The sequence below is a fragment of the Agrobacterium genomosp. 13 str. CFBP 6927 genome (assembly GCA_900012615.1).
Taxonomy (GTDB): domain Bacteria; phylum Pseudomonadota; class Alphaproteobacteria; order Rhizobiales; family Rhizobiaceae; genus Agrobacterium.
This window is the reverse complement of record LT009756.1, coordinates 798,263-824,237: the sequence shown is the minus strand read 5'-3', so window position 1 is coordinate 824,237 and position 25,975 is coordinate 798,263. Positions and strand designations below refer to the sequence as shown.

Genomic DNA, 25,975 nt, shown 5'->3' with positions numbered 1-25,975 from the left:
CTGGATGCCGGATCAAGTCCGGCATGACGGCTGAGGGTTACCGCGACGGTATCGCCTTCAGATAGGCGGCGATGGCATCGCGGTCATCGGCCGTCAGATGCGCCATATTCTGCTGCACCTTGACCATGGAGCCGCCGACGCTGTCGAATTCCGGGGTGAAGCCGGTTTCCAGATAGCTGGCAATATCGGCCGCCGCCCAGGCCCCCATGCTTTGCGAACCGGGGGTGATGTCGGGAATACGGCCCTCGCCTTCCGGATTGGGACCGCCGGCCAGCCATTTATCCGTCTGGAATCCGCCGAGCGCATTGCGCGGTGTGTGGCACTCGCCGCAATGGCCAGGCCCCTCCACCAGATATTGGCCGCGCAGCAATTCGGCATTGGCGTTGGCAAGCTCGACGCGGGGCCGCGCCGAGGGGTCGAAATAAAGGAATTTCCAGCCGCCCAGCGCCATGCGCATGTTGAAGGGGAACGGCAGATCGTGATCCGGCGCATCGTTCTGGCTGGCGGGCAGGACTTTCAGATAACCGTAGAGGTCGTTGATGTCCTTCTGCGTCATACGGGCATAGGAGGCATAGGGAAAGGACGGGTAGAGATGTTCACCGTTCCTGCCAACGCCGCGCGTCATCGCATCGCCGAATTCGGCCAGCGTCCAGCTGCCGATACCATGTTGCGGATCGGAGGAAATATTGGGCACATGGAAGGTGCCGAAGGGGCTTTTCAGCGCCTGCCCGCCCGAAAGCATCAAAAGCGCATCGCCCTTGGCATCGGGTGCGGCATGGCAGCTGGCGCAGCCGCCCGCCCAGAACAGCGTTTCGCCATTGGCCAGATCGGGCTCCCCAAGGCTCACCCAATGGCTGGGTGCCTGTCGCTCAGGCGCCGTCACCCAGGCGAAAATACCATAACCCGCAACCGCCGCAATCGCGATCCCGCCCGCAAGCTTCGTCCAAATGGAAGACATGCCCCTCTCCCCACTCTCACCTGACCGGGTCAGGTGTCTTTCCAGGCCTGAAAAACGCCGCTGGAAAGCGGCGTTTTGAAAGGATTACTTCTTCAGACGATAGGTCTGATGGCAGGTGCCGCAATCGGCGCCGAGTGTCTTCATGGCGGTGGTGACGCCTGCCTCATCGGTGGGGAGATTGGCAAGAACCGTGTCCGCATCCGCGCCCAGCTTGGCGGCCTTTGCCTTGAAGTCCTCGAAATTTTCCCAGATGGCGGGTGCGGCCGCACTGCCGGCCTCGCTGCCGGGCGGGAACTGGTCGGGGAAAGCCTTGGCATTGGTGCTGATGGCCGTCACGGCGGCTTTCACGACGTCAGCGTCGTAAGGCTTCTGACCCTTGGAGATGGCGGCGAGCGCGCCCATGGAGCCGCCGATCTGCTTCATCATGCCTTCACGTTTTTCGACTTCGCCGGCAGCATAGACCGCTCCGGCGCAAAGACAGCCGAAAAGCATGGCCGCCGCGATGGTTTTCAATTTCATAGACTCTCTCCTTGATTCCGGCTGGGACACCGGACGCTAGATGGAACGGCGCGAGGATGCCCTTTCCGGATGGCGAAAAGAAGTCACATTGCGGTGAATTCTATCGTGAAAACAGAAGTCTAGGACAGGGCCTCCCAAAGCGTCAGCAGGGCTGCGGCAATCAGCATGAAACCGGCGGCGCGGCCGATGAAGATTGTCGCACCCGGCGAGGAAACCAGCCATGCGCGGCTTTTATCCGCCGTCAGCGCCAGCGCGCCGTAGACCGTGAACTGGGTCACCGCCACCATCGCGCCCATCACCAGCCCCTGCATCCAGATCGGGCCATAGGCCGGTTTGAGGAATTGCGGATAGATCGCCATCATGAACAGATAGGCCTTCGGATTGGAAAGGCAGGTCAGCACCGCCCGCCAGAAGGCTTTTTTGACCGAAGCGCTCGCCTGCGCCTCATCGCCGTTCACGACGATCGCGCTGCGCATCAGGCCGATGCCGATCCAGATCATATAGGCCGCACCGAAGACCAGCAGCGGCAGGAACAGCGAGGGCATCCAGGCGGCCAGCATGCCGACGCCCAAGGCGCCGTAAAGCGAATGCACGATGCCGCCGGCGCTCATGCCGCTTGCGGCGGAAAGGCCGGTTCTTTTGCCTCCCGTCAAAGCGCTTGCCAGCACGAACAGCATGTCCATGCCCGGCAGGATGATGATGCCGAACAGGACCAGAAAGAAAAGCCAGAGATTTTCAGCGTAACTCATGTCAGTATCTCCCAAAACAGTTTGCGGCACATTCGGGAAAGCATATGTTTCTCAATGTGTTTTTCTGTTTATAGGAAAAGCCAACTGACAGCGTTGTGTCAGTTGCGTGGTGAAGCAACCGGAAAAAACGGCAATGCGCAAGGCGTCGAGACTGTTCGAGATCATCCAGATTCTGCGGGTGGCGCGCAGGCCTGTCACCGCGCAGACGATTGCCGAGGCGCTGGAGGTGACGGTGCGCTCGGTCTATCGCGATATAGCCGCCCTTCAGACCATGCGTGTGCCGATCGAAGGGGAACGCGGCGTCGGTTATATCCTGCGCCCCGGCTTCAACCTGCCGCCGCTGATGTTTTCCATCGAAGAGACCGAGGCAATCGTGCTTGCGCTCGCCATGGTCGCCCGCACGGGGGATGCCGAATTGCGGCAGGCGGCGAAAAAGGTCAGCGACAAGATCGCCACATCCCTGCCCGAGCCCCTGTCGAAGATGCTCTCCGCCAATGCCCTGCATGCCTGGGGCAGCATCGCCCCCGCGCCCGCCGGCATCGACCTTTCAACAGTCAGGCGGGCAGTGCGCGACGAGGAGAGGCTGAATCTCACCTATTGCGATGAAACCGGCGCGGAGACGCGGCGGCAAATCCGCCCCATCGCCGTGATCTATTATTCGGAAACGACCAATATCGTCGCCTGGTGCGAATTGCGGCAAGCAATCCGCAACTTCCGCTCGGACCGGGTACTCGCCTGCGAAACCACGGGCAGCTTTTTCAAGATGGAAGGCGAAAAGCTGCGGCAATTGTGGATGAGCGGCTGGCAGAGCAACCAGCCGGGCAACATAACGTCAGAACGCACGACGAATGAAGCCGGCGCGTAAAAGCAACTGATTTAGTACGTCTTGCAACCTTCGTTCCGTGCCGGCGAACCCCTCTCCGCCCTCATTCCTGTGCTCGTCACAGGAATCCAGTCGACGCGCGTCTGCGCGGCAGGAGAGGTCCTTTCAGCCCAGGGACTTGGGCTGGCTGGATTCCTGTGACAAGCACAGAAATGAGGGTCGAGAGAGGTGTGCTGGCTTCAAATTACGGCAGCGTTCTGCCGCAGATGTTCCAGCACCCGATCCTCTTCGCGCCCGAAGCCGCGAATGACGATGCGTTCGGCAAAGACATCGGCGATGGCGAAGGTGTTCTGGTCGGGTGTATCCACCATGCCCTTGAAGTTGACGAAGTGGGTGTTGCCCAGCACGCCGTAATTGCCATTGTGATTGTGGCCGCTGAACCATGCGATGACCGAAGGGTGTGCGCCCAGAAGATCGAGGATGCGCGGTGCGTCCCACATATTATGGGCGTTTTCCGGATAGAGCGGATAATGGCAGAGAACGACGACTTTTTCACCCGTCGCATCGGCCTTTTGCAGAACGGTCCGCAACCATTCGAATTGTCCGTCGCTAAGCGACGCATTCCAGTCCTGGGCGTTGATCGCACCCGCTTCCTGCAGGCGCTTCAGCCGCTCTTCGGCAAGCGCGCGGCGCGGATCGCCGGGAGGCGGGGCAAAGAGGCTTACCTCGTTGCCGTCAAGCACCACGAAGCGTATCGCGCCGATGGCGAAATCATGCCAGGGGGCAGACATGCCGAGGCGGGCATGGATGGCCGTCAAGTGCTCGGCGGCAACGGCAAAATCGTGATTGCCCGGGAGCATGACCGAAGGGTGACGGAGCCCATCGTAAACGCTGAGAATCGCGTCGAAATTTTCAAATCCGCGGTCGATGATGTCGCCCAGCGTCACCACGAAGGCCAGGTCCTCGCGGTTGAAGGCATCGATCGCCTGCGCGAGCTTCTTCGGGCTCTCGGCATAATACCGGCCCATTTCCGGGCGGGGATCGGCATCGGCATATTGGGGGTCGGCGACGATGCCGAAGGAGAAGAGAGGTGTGATTTTTTCAGTCATGATGCGCCGCGATAAACCCGGCTGATGACAGGCTTGTGACAAACCGGGCAAGATGCCGGATGCGGCCGGCCGGAGGTATCAGGCCCTGAAAACAAAACACCCGGCGTGAAAGCCGGGTGTTCCAAAAAATTCCGTTCCGCAAGCCTTACTTGGCGGCGGCTTCGTAACGCTCCAGGACGTAGTCCCAGTTGATGAGGCTGTCGACGAAGGCTTCGAGGTACTTCGGACGCAGGTTGCGGTAATCGATGTAGTAGGAGTGTTCCCACACGTCGACGCCGAGGATCGGCTCTGCACCGTGAACCAGCGGGTTTTCGCCGTTTGCGGTCTTGGAGATTTCAAGCTTGCCGTTCTTGACGGAAACCCATGCCCAGCCGGAGCCGAACTGCGTGGTGCCGGCAGCGATGAAATCAGCCTTGAACTTGTCGTAACCGCCGAGATCGGAGGCGAATGCCTGCTCCAGCTTGCCCGGCAGCTTGTTGCCGCCGCCGCCCTTCTTCATCCACTTCCAGAAATGAACGTGGTTGTAGTGCTGGGCAGCGTTGTTGAAGAGGCCGGCATTGGTGCCAAAGGACTTCTTCACGACTTCTTCGAGCGACAGGTCGGAAAGACCGGCTTCAGCAGCCAGCTTGTTGCCGTTGTCGACATATGCCTTGTGGTGCTTGTCGTGATGGAACTCGAGCGTCTCGCGCGACATGTAGGGTGCAAGCGCGTCGTAGTCGTAGGGGAGTTCGGGAAGTTCGAAGGCCATGGTTTTTACTCCTTTTTGCAGCGGGTTACCGCTCCTAGAAACCGTGTGAGCGGACCATAGGAGCGAAGCTCCGTTTGGGCAACCTGCGAAATATCAAAATGTTCCGACAAAAGAGAAAATTCCTCTCCGTGAAGCCGCCACCACATTTGTTTCACAACCCTGGCGTACCGTTTTCCACCCTATCGGTTCGCTTTTGCCGAAATTGCAGGAAGGAAATTCCATGACCCGCCCATTGATCCGCTCCATCACCCCAAAGCTTCTCCTTGTTGCCGCCTTCTCATCGCTGGCGCTGCCCGCCGCCGCATCTTCGGATGATGCGTGGAAGGAATTCGTGGCGGATGTGCAGACGGCGTGCCTTGGCGCGGGCAAAGACATGATCGAAGACGCCAAGGCCGTGGTCGATCCGATCGGCAGCGAGAATTACGGCCTCGCCATCATCACCGGCAAGGCCAAGTCAACCGGTCAGAACGGGGGAGCAGAGGCGACTGTCAGCCATATCTGCGTCTACGACAAGAAGACCAAGGCCGTGGAACTGGGCAGCGAGCTTGCCGGCGATACGCTGAAGGTTGAAATTCCCGGTTCCACCAAGCCCTGAATTCTCAGAAACGGGGCGTGGTATCGCCCTCGCCCAGTGCACGCTGCATCAGCACCGTGTCCAGCCATTGGCCATGTTTCCAGCCGATGGATTTGAAGGTGCCGACATGCTCGAAACCGGCGGCGCGGTGCACGCCGATCGAGGCGGCGTTGGCCGAATCGCCGATGACGGCAATCATCTGCCGGAAGCCCCGGGCGCTCGCCTCCTCGATCAACGCATCGAGGAGCTTGCGGCCGATGCCTAAGCCTTTCATCGCCGGATCGATATAAACGGAATCCTCGACCGCCGCGCCATAGGCAGGGCGTGCGCGATAGGCGCCGGCATAGGCATATCCGGCTATCTTTCCATCGAACTCACCGACGAGATAGGGGTAATTGCCCGCGACCAGAAGACGGCGGCGCTCGGCCATCGCCTCCGCGGTCGGCGGATCGATCTCGAAACTGGCGCGGCCGTGCAGCACGGCATCCCGGTAGATTTCGGTAATGGCTGTGATATCCGCCTCTTCGCAGGGGCGGGTGGTAAGGCTGGAAACGGTGGGAAGGGTCATTCTCTTGTCCTGCGGATCATTCACGGCCTCATTGTGCATTGCGGCGCAGCCAAAATAAAGATTATCTGTCTTATACAAACGATAAGGTTTTCTTTGATGATGGATCTCGATCTGCGACAGGTGCGCAGCTTCATGGATGTGGCCGATCTCGGCAGTTTTTCCGCCGCCGCCGACAAGGCGGGGCTGACGCAGCCGGCCATCAGCCTGCACATAAGGCTGCTTGAAAAGCAGCTTGGCGTGCGGCTGATCGAAAGGGTCGGCAGGCGCGCGCAGCCAACGGCGGCGGGCCGGGATTTTCTCATCCATGCGAGGCGGATTGCGGAAGAAGTGGCGCATGCCATCGATACCGTAGCACCTCATCGCAGCGGTGTTACGGGACGCCTGCGCATCGGCACGGGCGCCACCGCCTGCATCTATCTTCTACCGCCGGTGCTGGGCAGGATCCGCCAGGCCATGCCCGGCATCGACATCGTCGTGCAGACCGGCAATACCCACGATATATTGCGGCTTCTGGAGGCCAACACGATCGATGCGGCGGTGGTGGCCCTGCCCGCCAGCGGCCGCAGCCTCGATATCAGCGATATCCATCTCGACGAACTGGTGGCGGTTTTCCCACACGGCTCCGTTCCTGAAGAAACGGTGCTGAATGCGGAGGCGCTTTCGACGCGACCGCTGCTGCTTTACGAAGGCGGCAATACCCGCAGGCTGGTGGATCAATGGTTTTCGATGAGCGGCCGCACCGTGCAGCCTGCCATGGAGCTGGGCAGCGTCGAGGCCATCAAGAAGCTGGCGGGCGCGGGTCTAGGTCTTGCCGTCGTGCCGCGCATGGCCGTGGAACATGAGGGCGCGGCATCCGGTCTTGAATGGCGCTCGCTCGAACCGCCGCTGGAGCGCAGGATCGCGCTGGCGCTGAGGCGCGACAAACACATGACTGCGCCGCTCAGGGCGCTTGCCGCTGCCTTGCCCGACCTGCGGAAACGATGAGGCCCGCGCCGGGTGAGGACGCGGGCCTCGGCCTGTTGATGGGACACTTCTCTTCCGTCATGCCGGACTAGATCCGGCATCCAGCCACGGCGCGTCTGCGCCGTGAGAGGACTCTTTCGCGATCAAGGACTTGACCGCACTGGACCCCGGATCAAGTCCGGGGTGACGGAGTGCGGATACTGGTTACTTGCCATATCCAACGCTGGATCGCCTTCAGAACTCCGTCCACTCATCGCCCTTCACGGCCAGCGCCGCATTGCCACTGCGGCAACCGGGCGGGCCTTCGGAGCGGGAGCGGCAGGCGCGCGAGCCGGGCTTGCGGCGCGCTGCATCTGCCTTGCAGTCTCATGCAGGGCGGAGGCCTGCTGGCCGAGCTGGAACTGTGCCAGCAGCGCCTGGAGATTGGCGCATTCCTGCGCCAGCCCTGCGCCGGCCGCGTTCATTTCCTCGACCATGGCGGCGTTCTGCTGCGTGGCCTGATCCATATGGTTGACGGCGGTATTCACCTCGGCGAGACCGGCGGACTGTTCCTGCGCCGCCGTGGCGATGGCATCCATATGGGCATTGACGGACAGCACCAGCTGCTCGATTTCGGAGAGGCCGACGCCGGTATCGGCGACCAGCTTCACGCCCTCGCTGACGGCGATGGCAGAGGCGTTGATGAGCTGCTTGATCTCCTTTGCCGCGTTGGCGGAGCGCTGCGCCAGTTCGCGCACTTCCTGCGCCACGACCGCGAAGCCCTTGCCGGCATCACCTGCCCGCGCCGCCTCGACGCCGGCATTCAGCGCCAGAAGGTTGGTCTGGAAGGCAATCTCATCGATGACGCCGATGATCTGGCCGATCTGGCGCGAGGAATGCTCGATACGCTCCATGGCCGAGACGGCATCACGCACCACCTTGCCGGAGAGATCGGCCTTCGCCCTTGCTTCCCTTACCGTGTCGCGCGCGTCGCCGGTCCGCTTCGAGGTGGCCGAGACATTGGCGGTGATTTCTTCGAGAGCGGCGGCTGTTTCTTCAAGAGAGGCGGCCTGCTGCTCGGTGCGGCGGGAAAGATCGTCAGACGCAGAGGAAACCTCGTGCGCACCGCCATTCACCGTGTGGACAGAGTTGCCGACGCTTGCCAGCGCCTCGCGCAGCTGAACGACGGAACTGTTGAAATCATGCCGCAGCGCCTCGAATTGCGGGGCGAAAGGCGTGGCGATCTCGCAGACCATGTCGCCGGAGGCGAGACGGCGAAGGCCGCCGGCCAGCGAACCGGTGGCCTGGCTCAACCGCTCCTCGGCTTCGGCTTCGGCGCGCTGCTGCAATTCGACACGGTCGCGCTCGGCCTTCTCGCGATTGGTGTCGGCCTGCGTCTCCAGCTCGCGGTTGCGAATGGCCGCCTCGCGGAAAATCTCCACCGCACGGGCCATCTCGCCGATTTCGTCACCGCGTTTGGCGCCGGGCACGTCGATGGAGAGGTTGCCGTTGGCAAGTTCCATCATCGCATTGGTCAGGCGGCTGATCGGGCGGGTGACGCGGCCGACGATGACGCCGAGGCAGAGAATGCAGATGCCCAGCGTGAAGATGAAGGCAGCGAGGTAAACCATGGAGCCGATAAAGGCGTCCTGTTTTGCCTTTTCAGCGTTGGCGTTGAGAACATCCATCGCTTCGGAGGCGATTTTCGCGATCGTATCGAGACTTGCCGTTACCGTATCGCGCCATGTGTCGATGGTGAAGGCCGGGGTGCGGCCATTGTTCAGATCGTCAATCAGCTTTGCGCGCTGCGTGACGAAATCGCCCTTGAAATAGGTCCTGTCGGCAACCGCATAGGTGTCCCTCAGCGATTGCGGCGTCGATTGATGCGCGACGAGTTCGCCGGTGGCTTTCCAGGCAAAGGCTGCGCCGGCATCGAAATTGTTGAGCTGCTGGGTTTCCTGCGCCGTCAGCGGACGCTGCTGGGCCACGACCGCATTGATGATGACGGTGGCGCTGCCACCGAGCGCGCGTGCCGACCAGCCGTAGGACCGCAACTGAATGAGGCCGGTCAGGCTCTGGTCCAGCGAGCGGACTTCGCCCTCCATCGCCGTCGATCCCGCCTCAAGCGCTGTCAGGAAATCAGCCCCGAGCGCCAGCACGGTCTTGTCCAGACCGCTTTCGCGGCGGTCGAGCGGCAGGGTGACGTTGGCATCGACTTTTTTGCGCAGTTCCAGAAACTGCTTGTAAATATCCTTCACGCGGCTGAGCGGCGCCTGCAGCCCGGTCTGATCAAGCGCTGCGGACTGTTCGAGAAAGGCGCTCATGGCCGCGTCCACCTTCTGGCGCGAAGCCTGAACGCTGGCGATGGTATTGGCCGTTTTCGCCGGGTCGACGGTCAGGGCCGAGGCGCTGTTGCCCCGTTCGCTGCGGAAATTCAGCAATGCGTTGAAAAGAAGCTTGTCGAGCGAGACGAGCTGCGCGACTTCGGAAAAGGTGCGGGCGCGGTTCACCGACTGCCACATGCCGTTGCCCACGAAACCCGCAAGCGCCACGCCGACGAGCAGAAAAAAACTCACAAGTATATTGCGTATGCTGAAAGACATTGGCGGCCCCCATAGCCCAAAACGGTAATGCCGCAAGCTACAGGGTGCTTCTATAAAATTAGATTAAATTTACCCCCGGATTTTCAAGGGATAATGTCGCCGGTCCAAAATAAAAACCGCGGCGGTTAAGAACCCGCCGCGGTTTTTGAAATAGCGGTCTTTGACCTCAGACGTCGGCGCCGAGACGTGCCCAGTCCATATAAAGATCGAGCGCCTTGCGCGCGACCGGACCTGCCTGCAACTCCCGCTCATCCAGCTTCACGACAGGCGAAACCTTGGAATAATTGCCCGAGCAGAAGATTTCATCCGCCTCGCGGAAATCCTCGACCGAAAGTGTCGCCTCACGCACATCGAAACCGGCCTGACGCAGAAGGCCGATGACGCGCGAGCGGGTGATACCGGCAAGGAAGGTGCGGTTCGGAACGGGGGTAAGGACAACGCCATCCTTGACCATGAAGATGTTGGACGAAGCGGATTCGGCGACATTGCCGTTCATGTCGCGCATCAGCGCATTGTCGAAACCACGCGAGCGGGCTTCCAGAATGGCGCGGCCGCTATTGGGATAAAGGCTGCCGGCCTTGGCATCCGTCATCGCAGTTTCCGGCGAAGGACGGCGCAGCGGCGAAACGGTGAGCGTCAGCGGCTTGCCGGCATCCATCGGCGCTTCGAAAAGGCAGAGCGCAAAACGGGTGGAATTGGCGTCAGGCGCAACGACGCTGCCGACCGAACCATGTTCGGCCCAATACATCGGCTTGATGTAGATCGCGATCTTGCCATCGAATTTCTTGACGCCTTCCAGCGCCAGGGCCTCGATCTCTTCCGCCGTCATGGTCGGCTTCATGCCCATATTGGTGGCCGAGCGGTTGACGCGCTGGCAATGCAGATCGAGATCGGGAGCCACGCCATCAAACCAGCGCGCGCCGTCGAACACCGTGGAGGCCAGCCACATGGCATGCGAGGTCGGGCCGATGAGCGGCGGATTGCCGGGCAGCCATTGACCGTCAACATAGGTCCAGGTGGTTGATCGGGGTGCGGTATCGACGCTCATAATGGCTCCTGTCTCGGGCATCGCCGCTTTTCTTTCGAAAAGCGACAAGGCTCTGTCTCTCTGTCTTGGTACATTTCCGAATGCAGAGCGCTTCGCGCTTTTTCCGGGAATGCTCTGGAAATCGGCGGGAGTGAATGCCTCTGACCGAGAGAGGTCAAGTTTTAATTGCCACGATCTTTGATTTTGATGGAAAATAACAACGAGACGCCCTGTCAAAGATGTTTTGTGAGGTGAAACAAAAGGTTGATGAATAGATTCATCACAATAATTCATGCATCGGATGATGGCGGGGCGATTTTACCCGTGCGATGTTGGTGATCTCACGGCGCCCGCGGCGCCCTTTGCGCATCCTCGTTCGCCCGTCCGGATGCGACATTTCAGCAGGAGAAAATCATGGCATGGTCCGCCCAGCAATATCTGAAATTTGAAGACGAGCGGACACGTCCCGCAAGGGATCTTCTAGCGCAGGTGCCGCTGGAGCGGGTCCTGAACGGCTTTGATCTCGGCTGTGGTCCCGGCAATTCCACCGAGCTTCTGACCGATCGCTACGGCGTCAACGTCATTACCGGCATCGACAGCGACGACGACATGCTGGAGAAAGCGGCGGACCGGCTGCCGACCACGCGCTTCGGCAAGGCCGATCTTGCCCAGTGGAAGCCGGCCCAGAAGGCCGACCTGCTTTATGCCAATGCGGTTTTCCAATGGGTGCCGGATCATCTTGCCGTCTTTTCGCGGCTGATGGACGAGCTGGAAAGCGGCGGCGTTCTTGCCGTGCAGATGCCGGACAATCTGCAGGAGCCGACACATCGCGCCATGGAGGAAACGGGCGCGAACGGCACCTGGAAGGAGACGTTTGCTGATGGCAAGTTGCGCCGCAAGCCCCTGCCTTCGCCCGCCGCCTATTTCGATGCGCTGGCGCCCAAATCCGCGCGGGTGGATGTATGGCACACCATCTACAACCACCCCATGAAGGATGCGGAAAGCATCGTGGAATGGGTCAAGGGCACGGGGCTGCGCCCCTATCTCGCCGCCGCCGGCGAGGAAAACCGCGAGGCCTTCCTCGCCGACTATACGCAGCGCATCAGGGCTGCCTATCCGCCGATGGCGGATGGCCGGTTGCTTCTGCGCTTTCCCCGGCTTTTCGTGGTGGCGGTGAAGAAGTAGCGCAGGGGGCGCGACGCAGCGTTTTCCCGTGCTGGCGCATCATAATCCTTTCAGCCCAAGGACTTGGGCTGGCTGAATCCCTGTGACAGGCACAGGGATGAGGAGAGCGTGAAATGCGACGGCAAAAAGCATTATCTCTAGCCCGCGAAGGCATAAACCCGGAGGCGGTGGCCATCGGGATCGGCGGCGGTGAATGTGTGGCCGAATTCCATTCTGGCGGGCTGCTGCAAGATGGCGATCCCCTTCGCCTTCCATTCGGCAAAGGTTCCATCCACCTGCGCATCACTTTCGACACGGAAGGCAAGTTCGCCGCCACCGCCGGTGACCGACGCCTTCGGCTCCACCGTGTGGCGCGACCAGAGGCCAAGCTTCATGCCGTTCTGGAGGACGAACAGGGAGAATGTCGGCGAGGCTTCGACGGGCTCCGCGCCCAGCAGCGCCCTGTAAAATTCCGTGCTGGCCGGCGGGTTATCGACGTAGAGAATGGTAAAGTCGGGGTGGGTCGTCATGGCTGTTCTCCTTGGTTGCGGATGAACTGCTTCTAGACCCGCCTGCTGTCAGTTTTTGTCAGCATGGTACTGCCGCCGCCGTTGTTTTTCCCGCTCGCGCCATTCCTTCAGCAGGGCCTGGCGGCGGCGGGGGTAACGCTTGTCCGTCACGTGGAAACTCTCGATGCGGTCGGCCCGGAAACTGCGGAAATCCTGCCGCGTCTCGCACCATGCCAGCATGACCCGGACAAGATCGAAAAAAGCAAGCGCGAAGGGCCAGACGACCCGCTCCGTCGCCTCTCCCTTTTCATCGCGATAGGTCAATACAACCTTGCTTTCCTTGCGGATCGTATCGCGAATGGCGGCGAGATCGACGCGGATGGCGGCCAATGCCTGCCCGGGACCGACAAGCAGGGTGGAATTGTCCAGTTCCTCGCGCAGGGTATCGGGCAGAACGGCACCGATCTTCACGAGCGCGGCGCGGGCGGCCTCAGCCAGCCCCGCATCGGCACGTCCCGCCACCCAGCGCGATCCGAGCACCAGCGCCTCGATCTCCTGCTGCGAGAACATCAGCGGCGGCAACAGGAAACCGGGACGCAGAACGTAACCCACGCCCGCCTCGCCCTCGATATCCGCACCCTGTCCCTGAAGCGTTGCTATGTCACGGTAGAGCGTGCGCAGGCTGACGCCGGTTTGCGTGGCAAGGGCAGCACCGCTGACCGGCATGCGGTGGGACCGCAGGATCTGCAACAGATCAAGAAGCCGTTGTGAGCGCGACACGCAATCTCCTCCCCATTCCGATCGGCCGTTTCCGATCTTGCCTGTCCGACAGGTAACGCCGCCTGCCGCCAGGTGCAATCATGTAAAAAAGGGTGGACAATAGCAGCCTGCCATTATGTAGATATGCTCCGTGGTTTTCGCCTCCCTCACCACCCAGCTCACAGGCATTTTCGAGTCTCCGCCATGATCGTTCGTCCAAAACCGAACCTGCTGCAACTTTTCATCATCGTGCGCGGCTCCATCATCGTCCGCATCTTTCCGCAGGTGCTTGCCGTTTTCCTGTTGTCGACGCTGGTCGTCTGGGCGCACAAGGACCGGCCCGATCTGGTGCAGGCGCTGAATGGCGCGCCGTTTTCGCTGCTGGGTATCGCCCTTTCGGTCTTCCTCGGCTTTCGCGCCAATGCCTGTTACGACCGCTGGTGGGAAGCCCGCAAACAATGGGGCATGCTGATGACCGTGGCGCGCACGCTGGCGCGGCAGAGCGCCATGCTGGAAAGCCGGCAGGATGTGGCCGATCCCGTCCCGCGCCGCCGGATCATCGATCTCGCCATCGTCTTCTGCCACGAGCTGGTTTCGCATCTGCGCCCCGGCGGGGAGAAATCCAATATTGCCGGTCTCATTCCGGATGATCTGACGGAGCACTATGCCCGCAGCCGAAACAGGCCGGAAATGCTCCTGCGCGGGATTTCAAACGATCTTGTCACCGCAAACGCAAACGGACAGATCAGCGATATCCAGTTGCAGATGCTGGATGCCACCGTGCAGCAGATGGGCGCGGCACTTGCCTCCTGCGAGCGCATCCGCCACACGCCGGTTCCCTTCGGTTATTCGCTGCTACTGCACCGCACCGCGCATCTGTTCTGTCTTCTGCTGCCGTTCGGCTTCACCGATCTGCTCGGCTGGGCCACGCCGTTTACCAGCACGCTGATCGCCTACACATTTTTCGGCCTCGACGCCCTGTCCGACGAGCTGGAAGAACCCTTCGGCACCGGCTTCAACGCCGTGCCGATCAATTCGCTCGCCACCACCATCGAGATCAATCTGCGCGAGGCGATGGGCGAGACCGACCTTCCGGCCAATCCGCGCCCTGTGGATTATGTGCTGATGTGACATCGCCCGCCCGGTTGAAACCGATCAGGCGGACACCAGTTAATAAAAGACGGCTTCCCCGTCCGGCATCCTCAGCCGGTCATGTTTTCAGGAAACAGGAGAGACACCCATGTATCACGTCAACGCCAATGGCGCGAATATTCCCGCCCTCGGTTTCGGCACCTTCCGCATTCCGGAAGACGATGTGCGGCGCATTCTGCCGGAAGCGCTGAAACTCGGTTTCCGCCATGTCGACACCGCGCAGATCTACAAGAACGAAGGTGCGGTCGGCGAGGTCATCGCGCAATCAGGCATTTCCCGGCACGATATTTTCCTGACCACCAAGGTCTGGGTGGACCGCTACCGGCATGATGATTTCCTAGCCTCCGTCGATGAAAGCCTGCAGAAGCTGAAGACGGATTATGTCGACCTCCTGCTCCTGCACTGGCCGAAAAGCGATGTGCCGCTGGCGGAACGGATCGGCGCGCTGAACGAGGTGCGCAAAGCCGGAAAGGTCCGCAATATCGGCATTTCCAACTTCAACGTGGCGCTGACCGAAGAGGCGGTTAAACTGTCCGACACGCCGCTTGCCACAAACCAGATCGAATACCATCCCTATCTCAACCAGACGAAGGTGATCTCGGCAGCACGCAAAAACGGGCTTTCTGTCACCGCCTATTATCTGATGGCCGATGGCAGGGTGCCGAACGATCCGGTGCTGCAGGATATTGGCGCAAGGCACGGCAAGACGGCGGCACAGGTGACCCTGCGCTGGGCCGTGCAGCAGCCGGATGTCGTTGCGCTTTCCAAGACCGCGACGGAAAGCCGCCTGAAGGAGAATTTCGACATTTTCGATTTTGCGCTCACGGAAGAGGAAATGCAGGCGATCCACGCGCTTGCCAAACCGAACGGCCGCATCGTCAGCCCCGGCCACCTCGCGCCTGATTGGGACGATTGAGACAACCGGTAGCGTGAGCCCGGCTCGGTCTCACCGCTGCGTCAAAGCCAGTTTCGCCCCGAGCGCCACGAAAGCGGCGGCGAAACTGCGTCTCAGCCAGGTCAGCACGGCCGGGCGCGCCACCACCTGCCGCCTGACCGAGGCGGCAAAACAGCCGTAAAGCGCAAACACCAGAAATGTCATGGCCATGAAGATCAACCCCAGATCGACCATGCGCCATGTCGGGGAGGCCTCCTCGGGCGCGATGAATTGCGGCAGGAAGGCGAAAAAGAAGATCGACAGTTTCGGATTCAGGAGATTGATCAGGATCGCCTCGCCGATGACCCATGCCGCCCCGCGGTGCTCCTGGCCATCGTCAATTTTCAGCGCGCCATCTTCGCGAAGCGTGTCCCATGCCATGTAGATGAGATAGGCGACACCCAGATATTTGACCACGCCGAAGGCCAGCGCGCTGGCGTGCAGGATCGCGGCAAGGCCGGTAATGGCCGCCAGCAGATGCGGCACGATGCCGAGCGTGCAGCCGAAGGCCGCGACAATGCTCGCTTTCGCCCCCTGGGAAAGACCGGCGGCGAGCGTGTAAACCACGCCCGTTCCGGGAGAGGCTGCGACGACGAGGGATGTGATGAGGAATTCAAGGGTCATGAAAGCTGCAAGTCCTGTAGGGTGAAGGGCTTGAGCATGACGGGGGATGAGTGCGGACGTCTTGGATGAAATTGCAGCTGTTGCATCCACATTCCGTCATCCCGGACTTGATCCGGGATCCAGCGCGATCAAGTCCTTGATCGCAATAGACTCGTCTCACGGCAGACTCGTCTCACGGCGCGGGCGCGCCGTGGCTGGGTGCCGGATCAAGTCCGGCATGACGGAAGAGAGGTTTCAGCTATCTGTTAACGACCTGACGCCGCCCTATAGGCAGCCGGCGTGACCCCGAACTGCCGCACAAAAAGCCGGTTCAAATGGCTCTGATCGGAAAAACCCGCGGAAAAGGCCACATCGGCGGGCGGCGCGCCTTTGGCAAGTGCACGCCGGGCCAGATGCAGGCGCCGCTGGAGAAGGTAGCTATGCGGCGTCAGCCCCGTGGCCCTGGCGAAGCATCGCAGGAAACGGAACTGGCTCATGCCGGCCTCCCGTGCCAGATCGGTTAGGCGAAACGGCCGGGCGGGATCGTCATCGATGCTGCTTTTCGCCCGTCTTATGCTGCCCGGCGCGGCCGTCTCGTGTGGCGTTGCCACCGTTTCCATCGCACCTGCCAGAAGCATCAGCAGCGTCTCATCGCAATGCAGGGTCTCGCCCGGCCGATCCGTTGCCGTCACGGCTGAAAAAAGCGCCCGGAAGCGGTCTGCCAGGGGCCTGATATCGACGGGATGGGAAAATTCGAAACTGCCGCGATCCTTTTCGCAGACATCGGCAATCGTATCCCGCACGATATCGATGTCGAGATAGAGCATCCGCCAGGCGCGGCCGCCCTCTCCCAGCGGAATGCCGTCATGGACCTCACCCGGGTTGACGGTGATGACATGGCCCGCTTTCGCCTCCACCATGCCGCGCCCGGAGAGCGACTTCTGCGCGCCGCGCTCCACAAGGCCAATGCCGAACTGGTCGTGCATGTGGCGCGGGAAAGCGCGGTCGCTATCCGCCACGACGGCGGCGATGCCGGGCATGGCGGTTTTCGGCATGAGGAATTGGCTGTTGCCCATAAAAGCGTGGCGCTCCCTTTAAAGAGCGCCACATTATCACAGGCCATGCATCGCAGGCCATGTGCCCCTGACAGGAACACTTAGGGATGCAGATGGTTGATCATGGCGAAGACCTGATCGAAATTGCCGTTCTGGGCGGCAAAACGCAGCGGCTTGCAACGCTCCACCACCACTTCCCTGTCCTCCGGGCGGTTGGTCAGAATATCCATCACTTCGGAAATGAAGGCCTCGAGCGGCATGGCTCTTTCGTCCTTTGCCTGCCCCTCGCCCATCAGCGTCGTCTGCACATAGGGCGGCACGATTTCGATGACGTCCACCGGGGTCTCTTTCAGCTGCTCACGCAGCGCAACCGAATAGGCATGGATGGCCGATTTGGTGGCGCTGTAGGTGGGGGTCAGCACCATGGGTACGAAGGCGAGGCCGGAGGATACCGTCAGCACCGTGGCCTCAGGCTGTTTGAGGAAATGCGGCAGGAGCGCCGCCGTCAGCCGGATGGGCGCAAGAAGGTTGGTGGCGATGGTTTCCTCTGCCGTCTCCAGATAATCCGGGGCCGCGCCGATATCCTCCGGCCGCATGATGCCGGCATTGTTGATGACGGCATTGAGGGTGGGATGCGCCTTCACGAGATCATCCGCAAAAGCGCGGATGCCATCGGCATCGGTCGCGTCCATGACCACCGAGGCCATGCCGGGATTGGCCGCCGTCACCTCATCCAGCACGGTCTGGCGGCGGCCGGAAATGACCACCTTGTTGCCGCGCTGGTGAAACGCTTCCGCCAGCGCCTGCCCGATGCCGGAGCCGCCACCGGTGATGAGAATGGTGTTGCCTGTCGTTTCCATCGGAAAATCCTTACCTGTTGTCGTTCTTGTGGGATGACAGGAAATTAGCTACTCTACTCTCCATTCGTAAGTAGGCACCCAAAAGAATTATACTTACCCAAAGGAGAGTGTAAAAATGAAGCGGCACGCCGCCGATCCCGCGATCGAGAACAGGCGCAGGATCCCACCGCCCACGGAGACCGATCCGGTCATCGAGGCGCTGGTTCAGGACATCATCGCCAAAGTGGCGGACAAATGGACAATGCTGATCCTGGAGGTGCTGGAAGAACACGGCACCCTGCGCTTCACGCAGATCGGCAGGCTTGTCGGCTCCATCAGCCAGAAGATGCTGACGAAAACGCTGAGACAGATGGAATGTGACGGGCTGGTGCGCCGCACCATGCACCCCGTCATTCCGCCGCATGTGGATTATGATCTCACGCCACTCGGCAGAACGCTTGGCAGCGCCTTTTGCGGCGTGTGGATCTGGGCGGAAACGCACCATGCGGAAATAGAAGAGGCGCGGCGCCTGTTCAGTGAACAGCCGCCGCGCCCCGCATTGGAATAACGTCGCATCAAGCGAACTGGCTGAGGCCCGGAACCGAAGCGATCACCTGATCGACAACCTCATCGCCGGCATGCTGACGGGCAACGGCGATGGTTTCCTTGGCGAGCGTGGAAATCTCGCTCATGCCGAGGCCCTGGCTCATCAGCTGCTGGCCGAGACCCATGATGCCGCCGCCGCCAATCGCGCTCATCAGGCCGCCGAGCAGACCACCGCCATTACCGGCGCCTTCGCCATTATATTGCGCCACGAGATCGCTTGCGCCGGGAATGGCTTCGATCATGCGGGCGATCGGACCGTCTGCCGCCTCGCGCTGCAGAAAACCCAGGATCATGCCGACGGCCTTTTCGGCCAGTGCAGGGTCTATGCCCGCCTTTGCGGCGATCTGGTCCACGACTTCGTTCATTCTTGCCTCCTGTTGAAAAACGACGCCAACATCGAATAACTGACGTTAACGTCAACGTAAAACAATCCCATGCCGCATTCAAGCGGGAGACGGGCGGATGCCCCAACTTTCAGGAAGCGGTTTTTCTTCATCGCCATCAAGCAGTTGTTGCGCCTTGAAACTGTCCTTATAAGATCATCACAACCAAACTATGAAAAGGCCGCTTTTACCGGTAGCGGTCAAAGCATGCTTGTAACGCTTTAATTCGCGTCAGCCGCAGGAGAAAATGGTCGATGTTGCAGGACGGACAGCTCTATATCGGGACCAGCCGCAATCCGGATGACAGCCTGAACAAGGGCGAATATCTGGAGCTGAAATTCGGCAACCGCCACGGCCTCATCACGGGTGCGACGGGAACGGGCAAGACCGTTTCGCTGCAGGTTCTCGCCGAAGGTTTCTCCAAGGCCGGCGTTCCCGTTTTCTGCGCCGATATCAAGGGCGACCTTTCCGGCATCGCCGCTGAGGGCGAGGCCAAGGACTGGGTGCAGAAACGCGCCGAACAGATCGGCTTTACGGATTTTTCCTATGGCAAGTCGCCGGTGATCTTCTGGGATCTCTACGGTGAAAAAGGCCACCGCGTGCGCGCCACCATCGCCGAAATGGGGCCGCTGCTGCTCGCCCGGCTGATGGATGCATCGGAAGCGCAGGAAGGCGTGCTCAATATCGCCTTCAAGATCGCCGATCAGGGCGGGCTGCCGCTGCTCGATCTCAAGGACCTGCAATCGCTGCTGAACTACATGGGCGAAAACGCAACCGAACTTTCCAACCAGTTCGGCCTGATTTCCAAGGCCTCGGTCGGCTCGCTGCAACGCGGGCTGCTCGTCCTCGAACAGCAGGGTGCTGCGAATTTCTTCGGCGAACCGGCGCTGAAGATCGCCGACATCATGCGTGTCGGCATCGATGGGCGCGGTACGGTTTCGGTTCTCGCCGCAGACAGACTGATGATGAACCCGCGCCTCTACGCCACCTTCCTTCTATGGATGCTCTCGGAACTCTTCGAGGAACTGCCGGAAGTGGGCGACCCGGAAAAGCCACGCCTGGTGTTCTTTTTCGACGAGGCGCATCTGCTGTTCAACGATGCGCCAAGGGTACTGGTGGAGCGCGTGGAACAGGTGGTGCGGTTGATCCGCTCCAAGGGCGTCGGCGTTTATTTCGTCACGCAGAACCCGCTTGATGTGCCGGAAACCGTTCTCGCCCAGCTCGGCAACCGCGTGCAGCACGCGCTTCGCGCCTATACGCCGCGTGAACAGAAGGCGGTGAGAACGGCGGCCGATACGTTCCGCCAGAACCCGGCCTTCAACACCGCCGACACCATCACGACGCTCGGCACCGGCGAAGCGCTGATCTCCACCCTGCATGACAAGGGCGCACCTTCCATCGTGGAACGCACCCTCGTGCGTCCGCCCTCTGGCCGCGTCGGACCGCTTACCGATGCAGAGCGCAAATCGCTGATGGACGTCAGCCCCGTCGCCGGTCAATACGACAAGGATCTGGATCGGGAATCGGCCTTCGAAATCCTCAATGCCCGCGCCCAGAAGGCGGCAGAAGCCGAAGCCGCCAAGCGTGCGGAAGAGGAAAACGCCGCAAACCAGTCCGACAACGCCTCGGGACGCTGGCGCCTGCCGGGCTTCGGCGATGACGAACCCACGCAGGCCTCCACCACCGGTGCGCGCAATGGCGGCGCGCGCAAGACGAGCGGCTACCAGCGCGAGACGGTGATCGAAGCGGCGATGAAAAGCGCGGCCCGCTCGGTTGCGACCTCTGTCGGTCGGGCTATCGTGCGGGGGATATTGGGGAGCTTGAAGCGGTAAAGCGATACGTTTCAGCCGGTCTACCGAAAAGGTCGCACCTGGTGCGGCAGGCTCCATGCTTACAGCGTTTCCGTAAGCTCCTTCCGTCATACCGGCCTTGAGCCGGTATCCAGCCGACACGCGTCTGCGTGGCGGAGAGAGTCTTTTCAGCCCAATGACTTGGGCTGGCTGGATTCCGGCTCAAGGCCGGAATGACGGAAGTGGAGGCGCCTGGCGATCAATCGTCGCTGCGCGCCCATACCGCATTCCCTAACCTCCCCCTGTTACAAAACCCATTGCCTCCCAACGCCGCCGCTGTTAAGCATCGATCAGTTCAACCCGTTTCAAGAAAGGAGGCTTCGCATGGATATTTCCTGCTTCTGGCGCAACCGCCAGCTCTGCCACCTTTTTGCCCTGCAGACGCGTTTGCAGGGCTGACCGGAACACCAACACTCTGGTTTGCCCAAAAGGCCGCGCAGAAAGCAGCATGTCTGCGGTTGCGCATTTTTCATAACTGACCAACTCGAGCTGAACGCAGTCCTGCCCATGGCGGACCACGGCTCGTTGCTGGTCCGTTTGCCAGAGACGACTTCATGACCCTTATCACGCTTCGCAATCTCGGAATCATTCTGGGAAAACCGCTTTTCTCCAATCTCAGCCTCACCGTGAATGCAGGAGACCGCATCGGCATCGTAGCGGCGAATGGCTGCGGTAAATCCACCCTGCTCAATTGCCTTGCCGGTGAACTGGACGCCACCAGCGGCGATATTACCCGGCTGCGCGGGCTGACGCAGTCCATCGTCCATCAGCACCTGCCTTCGGCGCTTCTGGAACAGACGATGCGGGACGCCGTGCTTTCCGCCCTGCCGGCGGAGGCGATCGACAATGAGAGCTGGCGCGCCGATATTATCTTCGACGCCATGATGGTGCCGGAGCCTTATCGTCAGCGCCTTTTGAAAGAGCTGAGCGGCGGCTGGCAGAGGCTTGCCATGCTGGCGCGGGCCTGGATCACCGAGCCGGATGTTCTTTTGCTCGACGAGCCGACCAACCATCTCGATCTGGAAAAAATCAATGTGCTGGAAAACTGGCTGGGGCAGCTGCCGCGCGATACGGCGGTCGTCATCGTCAGCCATGACCGCGCCTTCCTCGACAATGTCACGAGAACCACGCTGTTTCTGCGGCCGGAAAATTCGGCGCTCTTCCGCCTGCCCTATAGCCACGCGCGTGCGGCACTCGCCGAGGAGGATGCCGCCGATGAACGGCGTTTCCAGCGGGATATGAAGACCGCGCAGCAATTGCGCCGGCAGGCGGCGAAGCTCAACAATATCGGCATCAATTCCGGCAGCGATCTACTGACCATCAAGACCAAGCAGTTGCGCCAGCGCGCCGAAAGGCTGGAGGAAAAAGCGCGGCCTGCACATCAGGAACGATCGGCCGGCAAGATCCAGCTCGCCAATCGCGGCACCCATGCCAAGGTCCTGATTACACTGGAAGATGTCCCTGTCTCGACACCGGACGGGACATTGCTGTTCCGCACCGGCCGGCAATTTATCCGCCAGGGCGACCGCGTCGTCATTCTCGGCCGCAACGGCGTCGGCAAGACGCGGCTGATCTCGCTTCTGAAGCAGGCGATAACGGATGCTGGCCAGATGCAGGACGGCATAAAGGCCACGCCTTCGCTGGTAGCAGGCTATGTCGATCAGTCGCTTGCCGAAATCGATGACGACAGCACAGCCTTCGCGCTCCTGATGCGCCGTTTCGACATTGGCGACCAGCGTGTGCACGGCCTGCTTGCGGGTGCGGGGATCGACATGGAAATGCAGAAGCGCCGCATCGCAACGCTTTCCGGTGGGCAGAAGGCGCGGCTGGCCATGCTGGCGCTGCGGCTGGCGGAGCCGAATTTCTACCTGCTGGACGAGCCCACCAACCATCTGGACATTGAAGGGCAGGAAGCGCTGGAGGCGGAGATTACCGGTCGTGAGGCCAGCTGCGTCCTCATTTCACATGACAGAAGTTTCGTGCGGGCGGTCGGAACCCGTTTCTGGCTGATAGACAAACGCAAACTGGTAGAGGTCGAGGACCCGGAAGCGTTTTTCGCCTCGGCATAACCTAACTGCCTCTGGCAAATCACCCCTCCCGCCAGTTCGATGGCGGGAGGGGTGTGAATTGTTATTTCTTCTGCGAAACCAGCGAGAAGAAAGCGCCTTGCGGGTCCTGGCAATTGACGATCCAGCTCTCACCGGGCACTTCCATCGGGCCGTTGACGACCTTGCCGCCGCCGGTGCTGATGCGGGTGACGGCGTCATCGATACCGTCGACATTGAAGTAATAACCCCAATAACAGACGGGTACCTGCGGCATGCGTTTCATCATGCCGCCGATGGCTTTGCCGTTATGGGCGAAGATGCGGTACGGCCCCATTTCGCCCATGTCGAAATCATGGTCCTTGGTCCAGCCGAAAACGTCGCCGTAAAAGGCAGTCGCTCCATCCACATCGCCCGTCATCAGTTCGTACCAGCCGACATGCCCCTGCTTGCTCTGCATGTCTTCGGGGAAACCGCCGCTGTCCATCGGCAGCGGGGTCATGATGCACAGAACCGCGCCATAGGGATCGGCCACCACCGCAAAGCGGCCGATTTCGGGAATGTCCTGCGGCTGGCGCATGACGGAGCCGCCCTTTGCCTCGAACTGTTTTGCCGAGGCATCGACGTCGTCGACGGAGACGTAACCGGTCCAGTTCGGCGGAATGCCCTGGCCCTTGTGTTCTTCGGTCAGTTCCATGATGCCGCCCATGCCTTTGCCGTCGGCTTCCAGCACGAGATAGGGCATTTCCGGCGAACCGAAATCCTTGGTCTGCCAGCCGATGGCATGGCCATAAAAGCGGGCGGCCGCTTCCATGTCAGGCGTCATCAGCTCGACCCATATGAATTTTCCGTGTGTATCGGACATGTCGTCTCCTCCGGAGATCTTGGTGCGAGGTTTCAGCGATTATCCGCTGCGGGATGCGGCGGCGCTTCTGGTGCAGATGAATTCCGGCGCGGCTTTACGCCTTGCGCCGGAATTCCGATGTCATGAAGGTCTTGAAGGTGCCATCCGGCTGCTTGACGCTGCCGGAAAAGCTGCGGTGGTTGTCGTCATGCAGCACCAGCACATCGTGATAGGTGTCGATGCGGCCGGAACCGTCAAAGGCAGGCCCTTCCGCTTCCAGCGTCAGGGTTTTGCCGTCATTTTCCAGCCAGCCTTTGTAGACCCAGAGATTGGTCATCATCGACCCCACCCAGGTGCCGACGAAATTGCCCCTGGCCGGGTCGAAACCCACCGTAATGACGGCCGTCATCTCCGTTCCGTCAGGCATCTTGCCGGTGCCTTCGCCAATGATCCACAGCCCGCCAATGGAGCGGACGGTCTCGTTGAATTGCTGGTTCGGATCATCCGGATCATATCCCTCATGGCCGGAACTGGAGGTCATGACCCAGTCTCCAACAATCCTCTTCAGGAATTCATGTTCCTTCTGCGGTTTGGCGATTTCCATTTCCATCTTGTGTCCTCCTCGTCTGTCTGTTTTCAGTGGCAGCAGGATGCGGCTTTCGGCTCGTCCTCATATTGATCGTGCCGACGCACCCAATCCATTACCCCGTCTTCGTTACGGCCTTTTGGCACCAGATCGAGCAGCATCAGCGTGCCGAGCGCCTGTTCCATGCCGCGGGCATAGGCGGAATAGGTATGGTAGATCTTGCCGTCCTCACCCTTGGCGAAAACGCTGACACCGTGCAGGTCCTTCAGGTCGCCCATCGGCTCGATTTCACGGTAATTATAGGTGATAGCCCCGCTCTCGATATCCTCATCGCGGAAGGAGGCCTGATAGTCGTAGTTGAAGTCGCTGCCATCAGCCGAAACCCATGGAAACTTCCAGCCCATGCGGCGTCTGTAGCCCTCGATCTTGTCGAGCGGCGCGCGTGAGACCGCGACGAAGGCCGCATCGCCGTGCTTCAGGTGAACCATCGCACCATCGACATGGTCGGCGAAAAAGGAACAGCCCGTGCAGCCCTCTTCCCAGTCGGGCGCCAGCATGAAGTGATAAACGATGAGCTGGCTGCAGGTGCCAAAGAGTTCCTTCAGCGATTTCGGGCCGGAAGGCGCATCGAAAATATAGTCCTTCGTCACCTCTTCCCAGGGCAATGCACGCCGCGCTTCGTTCAGACGGTCGCGGGCGCGGGTCAGTTCCTTTTCCTTCACCAGCAGGTCGCGGCGGGCCGCAATCCACTCTTCATTCGAAACAACGGGATGAGACATGATCTTTCCTCCTTGGATCCGTCTTTCACCACGGCACCACTCCGCTCTCACGCAGCGCACCGCCTATTTCTGCATTGAAAGTCAATAAAACCATCAGCGGGGCATCAAGTTCCGCTTGACTAATTAGGTTGATATCAACATATTTATCCCATGTCAAACGCCAGCGTGATTCCTTTTTCAGCAACTCTTTTCGTGCGGGACGCCTGTCTCTGCCTGCATGCGCAGCGTGCGGCGCGGGCGCTTGCGCGGCTGTTCGACAATGCGCTGAAGCCTGTTGGCATCAACAATGGCCAGTTTTCGCTGCTGATGTCGCTCAACCGGCCGGAACCGCCGCCCATGGGGCCGGTCGCCAACCTTCTGGCCATGGACCGCACGACGCTGACCGCAGCGCTGAAGCCGCTGGAGCGACGCGGGCTGGTCAGCATCGAGCAGGACCCCAGGGACAAACGCGGCAAGCGCCTGCGACTGACGGCCGATGGCATGGCCGTGCTCACCGCCGCCTTCCCCATCTGGGAACAGACCCATGCCGAAATAGAAGCCCGCATCGGCAGCGGCGACCCTGACCGGCTGCGCCGCGATCTCATCGATCTCGGCTGACAGGAAAGCGGCATATCGCCACTTTTGTCCGTGAAAATGTCATCGGGCCGTCGCGCCGAACGGCGAAACTATCGGGAAGACGCAACCAAGGAGGAAAGACAATGCGTGTCATCGTTTTTGTAAAGGCAACCAAAAGCAGCGAAGATGGCGTCATGCCGACGACCGAGCTGATGGAGGCGATGGGGAAATTCAACGAGGAACTGGTCAATGCCGGCATCATGCTTTCTGGCGACGGCCTGCACCCCTCCTCCAGGGGCAAGCGGATCGTTTTTGACGGCGACAGCCGCAGCGTGATCGACGGCCCCTTCCCGCATACCAACGAACTGGTTGCCGGCTTCTGGCTCTGGCAGGTGAAGGACATGGATGAGGCGGTGGAATGGGTAAAACGCTGCCCCAACCCGATGCTGGAAAAAAGCGAGATCGAAATCCGCCCGATGTTTGAAATGGAAGATTTCGGCGATGCGGTGACACCGGAAATCGCCGCGCATGTGGAGGAGTTGCGTGCGCGCGTGGCGAAGCAGTAAGCGCTGTCCGAACTTACGGCTAGGCCCGATTAGACTGTAGGGATGCCACTTGTTTCTTCTTCCCCAGGGGGAGAAGTCCGCGGCAGCGGGATGAGGGGGCGAGGGTGCTGTCCATCGCTGCCGTTG

The 25,975-nt window shown here is 60.7% G+C and carries 28 protein-coding genes and 1 pseudogene; 11 read left to right on the top strand and 18 right to left on the bottom strand.

The genetic code is table 11. The features are described 5' to 3' along the window. Positions 1-37: 37 nt before the first annotated feature. From AGR13A_RS04085 to AGR13A_RS04075, 3 genes are all read right to left on the bottom strand, one after another. Positions 38-958 carry a cytochrome c gene (locus AGR13A_RS04085; protein ID WP_035218385.1) on the bottom strand — a complete coding sequence of 307 codons (921 nt, stop codon included), beginning with the start codon at positions 956-958 and terminating at the stop codon, positions 38-40. An 84-nt stretch (positions 959-1,042) separates the two neighbouring features. Continuing rightward, a complete protein-coding gene (locus AGR13A_RS04080; protein WP_035218389.1) occupies positions 1,043-1,477 on the bottom strand; it encodes a c-type cytochrome in 435 nt (144 codons plus the stop codon). A gap of 119 nt (positions 1,478-1,596) precedes the next feature. After that, the gene (locus AGR13A_RS04075; protein WP_080833818.1) at positions 1,597-2,226 is read right to left on the bottom strand and encodes a LysE family translocator; all 630 of its coding nucleotides are present in this window, start codon (positions 2,224-2,226) and stop codon (positions 1,597-1,599) included. Positions 2,227-2,359: 133 nt separating this feature from the next. Between AGR13A_RS04075 and AGR13A_RS04070 the strand changes: the two genes are divergently transcribed. Then, on the top strand, positions 2,360-3,091 hold the full coding sequence (locus tag AGR13A_RS04070; RefSeq protein ID WP_080833816.1) for a helix-turn-helix transcriptional regulator: 732 nt from the start codon (positions 2,360-2,362) through the stop codon (positions 3,089-3,091). Between the two features lie 197 nt (positions 3,092-3,288). Here AGR13A_RS04070 and AGR13A_RS04060 read toward each other — a convergent pair whose 3' ends face one another. Together AGR13A_RS04060 and AGR13A_RS04055 are read right to left on the bottom strand one after the other, a co-directional pair. Beyond that, complete coding sequence (locus AGR13A_RS04060) at positions 3,289-4,158, bottom strand: metallophosphoesterase (protein WP_080833812.1); 870 nt, start codon at positions 4,156-4,158, stop codon at positions 3,289-3,291. Between the two features lie 145 nt (positions 4,159-4,303). Continuing rightward, on the bottom strand, positions 4,304-4,906 hold the full coding sequence (locus tag AGR13A_RS04055) for a superoxide dismutase (protein WP_035218399.1): 603 nt from the start codon (positions 4,904-4,906) through the stop codon (positions 4,304-4,306). Between the two features lie 220 nt (positions 4,907-5,126). Between AGR13A_RS04055 and AGR13A_RS04050 the strand changes: the two genes are divergently transcribed. Beyond that, positions 5,127-5,501, top strand: coding sequence for a hypothetical protein (locus AGR13A_RS04050; protein ID WP_167377400.1), 375 nt, complete (start codon positions 5,127-5,129; stop codon positions 5,499-5,501). 4 nt (positions 5,502-5,505) lie between these two features. Here the strand turns inward: AGR13A_RS04050 and AGR13A_RS04045 are convergent, their stop codons facing one another. Then, positions 5,506-6,048, bottom strand: coding sequence for a GNAT family N-acetyltransferase (locus AGR13A_RS04045; RefSeq protein ID WP_080836519.1), 543 nt, complete (start codon positions 6,046-6,048; stop codon positions 5,506-5,508). A gap of 96 nt (positions 6,049-6,144) precedes the next feature. On the opposite strand from AGR13A_RS04045, the gene AGR13A_RS04040 reads away from it, so the two are divergent. Further along, the gene (locus AGR13A_RS04040; protein ID WP_035218401.1) at positions 6,145-7,032 is read left to right on the top strand and encodes a LysR family transcriptional regulator; all 888 of its coding nucleotides are present in this window, start codon (positions 6,145-6,147) and stop codon (positions 7,030-7,032) included. Positions 7,033-7,245: 213 nt separating this feature from the next. Here AGR13A_RS04040 and AGR13A_RS04035 read toward each other — a convergent pair. Both AGR13A_RS04035 and AGR13A_RS04030 read right to left on the bottom strand, forming a co-directional pair. After that, positions 7,246-9,593, bottom strand: a pseudogene (locus AGR13A_RS04035) (methyl-accepting chemotaxis protein). Between the two features lie 166 nt (positions 9,594-9,759). Continuing rightward, complete coding sequence (locus tag AGR13A_RS04030) at positions 9,760-10,641, bottom strand: branched-chain amino acid aminotransferase (RefSeq protein ID WP_080836517.1); 882 nt, start codon at positions 10,639-10,641, stop codon at positions 9,760-9,762. A gap of 393 nt (positions 10,642-11,034) precedes the next feature. Here AGR13A_RS04030 and tam point away from each other — a divergent pair, with 393 nt between their 5' ends. Continuing rightward, positions 11,035-11,805: a trans-aconitate 2-methyltransferase gene (gene tam, locus AGR13A_RS04025; RefSeq protein ID WP_080833808.1), complete on the top strand. Its 771-nt coding sequence runs from the start codon at positions 11,035-11,037 to the stop codon at positions 11,803-11,805. A 137-nt stretch (positions 11,806-11,942) separates the two neighbouring features. Here the strand turns inward: tam and AGR13A_RS04020 are convergent, their stop codons facing one another. Then, positions 11,943-12,314 (bottom strand): VOC family protein, encoded by a 372-nt coding sequence (locus tag AGR13A_RS04020; protein ID WP_080833807.1) that lies wholly within the window; start codon positions 12,312-12,314, stop codon positions 11,943-11,945. Between the two features lie 48 nt (positions 12,315-12,362). After that, the gene (locus AGR13A_RS04015) at positions 12,363-13,073 is read right to left on the bottom strand and encodes a helix-turn-helix transcriptional regulator (RefSeq protein WP_080833805.1); all 711 of its coding nucleotides are present in this window, start codon (positions 13,071-13,073) and stop codon (positions 12,363-12,365) included. A 183-nt stretch (positions 13,074-13,256) separates the two neighbouring features. Between AGR13A_RS04015 and AGR13A_RS04010 the strand changes: the two genes are divergently transcribed. Together AGR13A_RS04010 and AGR13A_RS04005 are read left to right on the top strand one after the other, a co-directional pair. Next, on the top strand, positions 13,257-14,183 hold the full coding sequence (locus AGR13A_RS04010) for a bestrophin family protein (protein WP_080833802.1): 927 nt from the start codon (positions 13,257-13,259) through the stop codon (positions 14,181-14,183). Positions 14,184-14,292: 109 nt separating this feature from the next. After that, a complete protein-coding gene (locus AGR13A_RS04005; protein ID WP_080833799.1) occupies positions 14,293-15,120 on the top strand; it encodes an aldo/keto reductase in 828 nt (275 codons plus the stop codon). Positions 15,121-15,150: 30 nt separating this feature from the next. Here AGR13A_RS04005 and AGR13A_RS04000 read toward each other — a convergent pair whose 3' ends face one another. From AGR13A_RS04000 to AGR13A_RS03990, 3 genes are all read right to left on the bottom strand, one after another. Further along, the gene (locus tag AGR13A_RS04000; protein ID WP_080833796.1) at positions 15,151-15,762 is read right to left on the bottom strand and encodes a LysE family translocator; all 612 of its coding nucleotides are present in this window, start codon (positions 15,760-15,762) and stop codon (positions 15,151-15,153) included. Positions 15,763-16,007: 245 nt separating this feature from the next. Beyond that, a complete protein-coding gene (locus AGR13A_RS03995) occupies positions 16,008-16,817 on the bottom strand; it encodes a helix-turn-helix transcriptional regulator (RefSeq protein WP_080833792.1) in 810 nt (269 codons plus the stop codon). 80 nt (positions 16,818-16,897) lie between these two features. After that, entirely contained in the window at positions 16,898-17,656 is a 759-nt protein-coding gene (locus AGR13A_RS03990) for an SDR family oxidoreductase (protein WP_080833790.1), read from the bottom strand. A gap of 115 nt (positions 17,657-17,771) precedes the next feature. Between AGR13A_RS03990 and AGR13A_RS03985 the strand changes: the two genes are divergently transcribed. Then, positions 17,772-18,203 (top strand): winged helix-turn-helix transcriptional regulator, encoded by a 432-nt coding sequence (locus AGR13A_RS03985; RefSeq protein ID WP_080833788.1) that lies wholly within the window; start codon positions 17,772-17,774, stop codon positions 18,201-18,203. Positions 18,204-18,210: 7 nt separating this feature from the next. Here the strand turns inward: AGR13A_RS03985 and AGR13A_RS03980 are convergent, their stop codons facing one another. After that, positions 18,211-18,606 carry a hypothetical protein gene (locus tag AGR13A_RS03980; RefSeq protein WP_035218423.1) on the bottom strand — a complete coding sequence of 132 codons (396 nt, stop codon included), beginning with the start codon at positions 18,604-18,606 and terminating at the stop codon, positions 18,211-18,213. Positions 18,607-18,878: 272 nt separating this feature from the next. Between AGR13A_RS03980 and AGR13A_RS03970 the strand changes: the two genes are divergently transcribed. Both AGR13A_RS03970 and AGR13A_RS03965 read left to right on the top strand, forming a co-directional pair. Then, on the top strand, positions 18,879-20,456 hold the full coding sequence (locus AGR13A_RS03970; RefSeq protein ID WP_080833786.1) for a helicase HerA-like C-terminal domain-containing protein: 1,578 nt from the start codon (positions 18,879-18,881) through the stop codon (positions 20,454-20,456). A 572-nt stretch (positions 20,457-21,028) separates the two neighbouring features. After that, complete coding sequence (locus AGR13A_RS03965; protein ID WP_080833784.1) at positions 21,029-22,543, top strand: ABC-F family ATP-binding cassette domain-containing protein; 1,515 nt, start codon at positions 21,029-21,031, stop codon at positions 22,541-22,543. A 61-nt stretch (positions 22,544-22,604) separates the two neighbouring features. Here AGR13A_RS03965 and AGR13A_RS03960 read toward each other — a convergent pair whose 3' ends face one another. The 4 genes from AGR13A_RS03960 to AGR13A_RS24845 form a co-directional block, all read right to left on the bottom strand. Then, positions 22,605-23,384: a VOC family protein gene (locus AGR13A_RS03960; protein ID WP_080833782.1), complete on the bottom strand. Its 780-nt coding sequence runs from the start codon at positions 23,382-23,384 to the stop codon at positions 22,605-22,607. Between the two features lie 94 nt (positions 23,385-23,478). Continuing rightward, positions 23,479-23,973, bottom strand: coding sequence for a DUF1579 domain-containing protein (locus AGR13A_RS03955; RefSeq protein ID WP_080833780.1), 495 nt, complete (start codon positions 23,971-23,973; stop codon positions 23,479-23,481). A 26-nt stretch (positions 23,974-23,999) separates the two neighbouring features. After that, a complete protein-coding gene (locus tag AGR13A_RS03950; protein WP_080833777.1) occupies positions 24,000-24,728 on the bottom strand; it encodes a DUF899 domain-containing protein in 729 nt (242 codons plus the stop codon). Positions 24,729-24,753: 25 nt separating this feature from the next. Further along, the gene (locus AGR13A_RS24845; RefSeq protein WP_162180468.1) at positions 24,754-24,912 is read right to left on the bottom strand and encodes a hypothetical protein; all 159 of its coding nucleotides are present in this window, start codon (positions 24,910-24,912) and stop codon (positions 24,754-24,756) included. Here AGR13A_RS24845 and AGR13A_RS03945 point away from each other — a divergent pair. Both AGR13A_RS03945 and AGR13A_RS03940 read left to right on the top strand, forming a co-directional pair. Further along, positions 24,879-25,325: a MarR family winged helix-turn-helix transcriptional regulator gene (locus tag AGR13A_RS03945; RefSeq protein WP_035218433.1), complete on the top strand. Its 447-nt coding sequence runs from the start codon at positions 24,879-24,881 to the stop codon at positions 25,323-25,325. The genes AGR13A_RS24845 and AGR13A_RS03945 overlap by 34 nt on opposite strands. 101 nt (positions 25,326-25,426) lie before the next feature. After that, positions 25,427-25,849: a YciI family protein gene (locus AGR13A_RS03940; RefSeq protein WP_080833775.1), complete on the top strand. Its 423-nt coding sequence runs from the start codon at positions 25,427-25,429 to the stop codon at positions 25,847-25,849. Positions 25,850-25,975 lie beyond the last annotated feature (126 nt).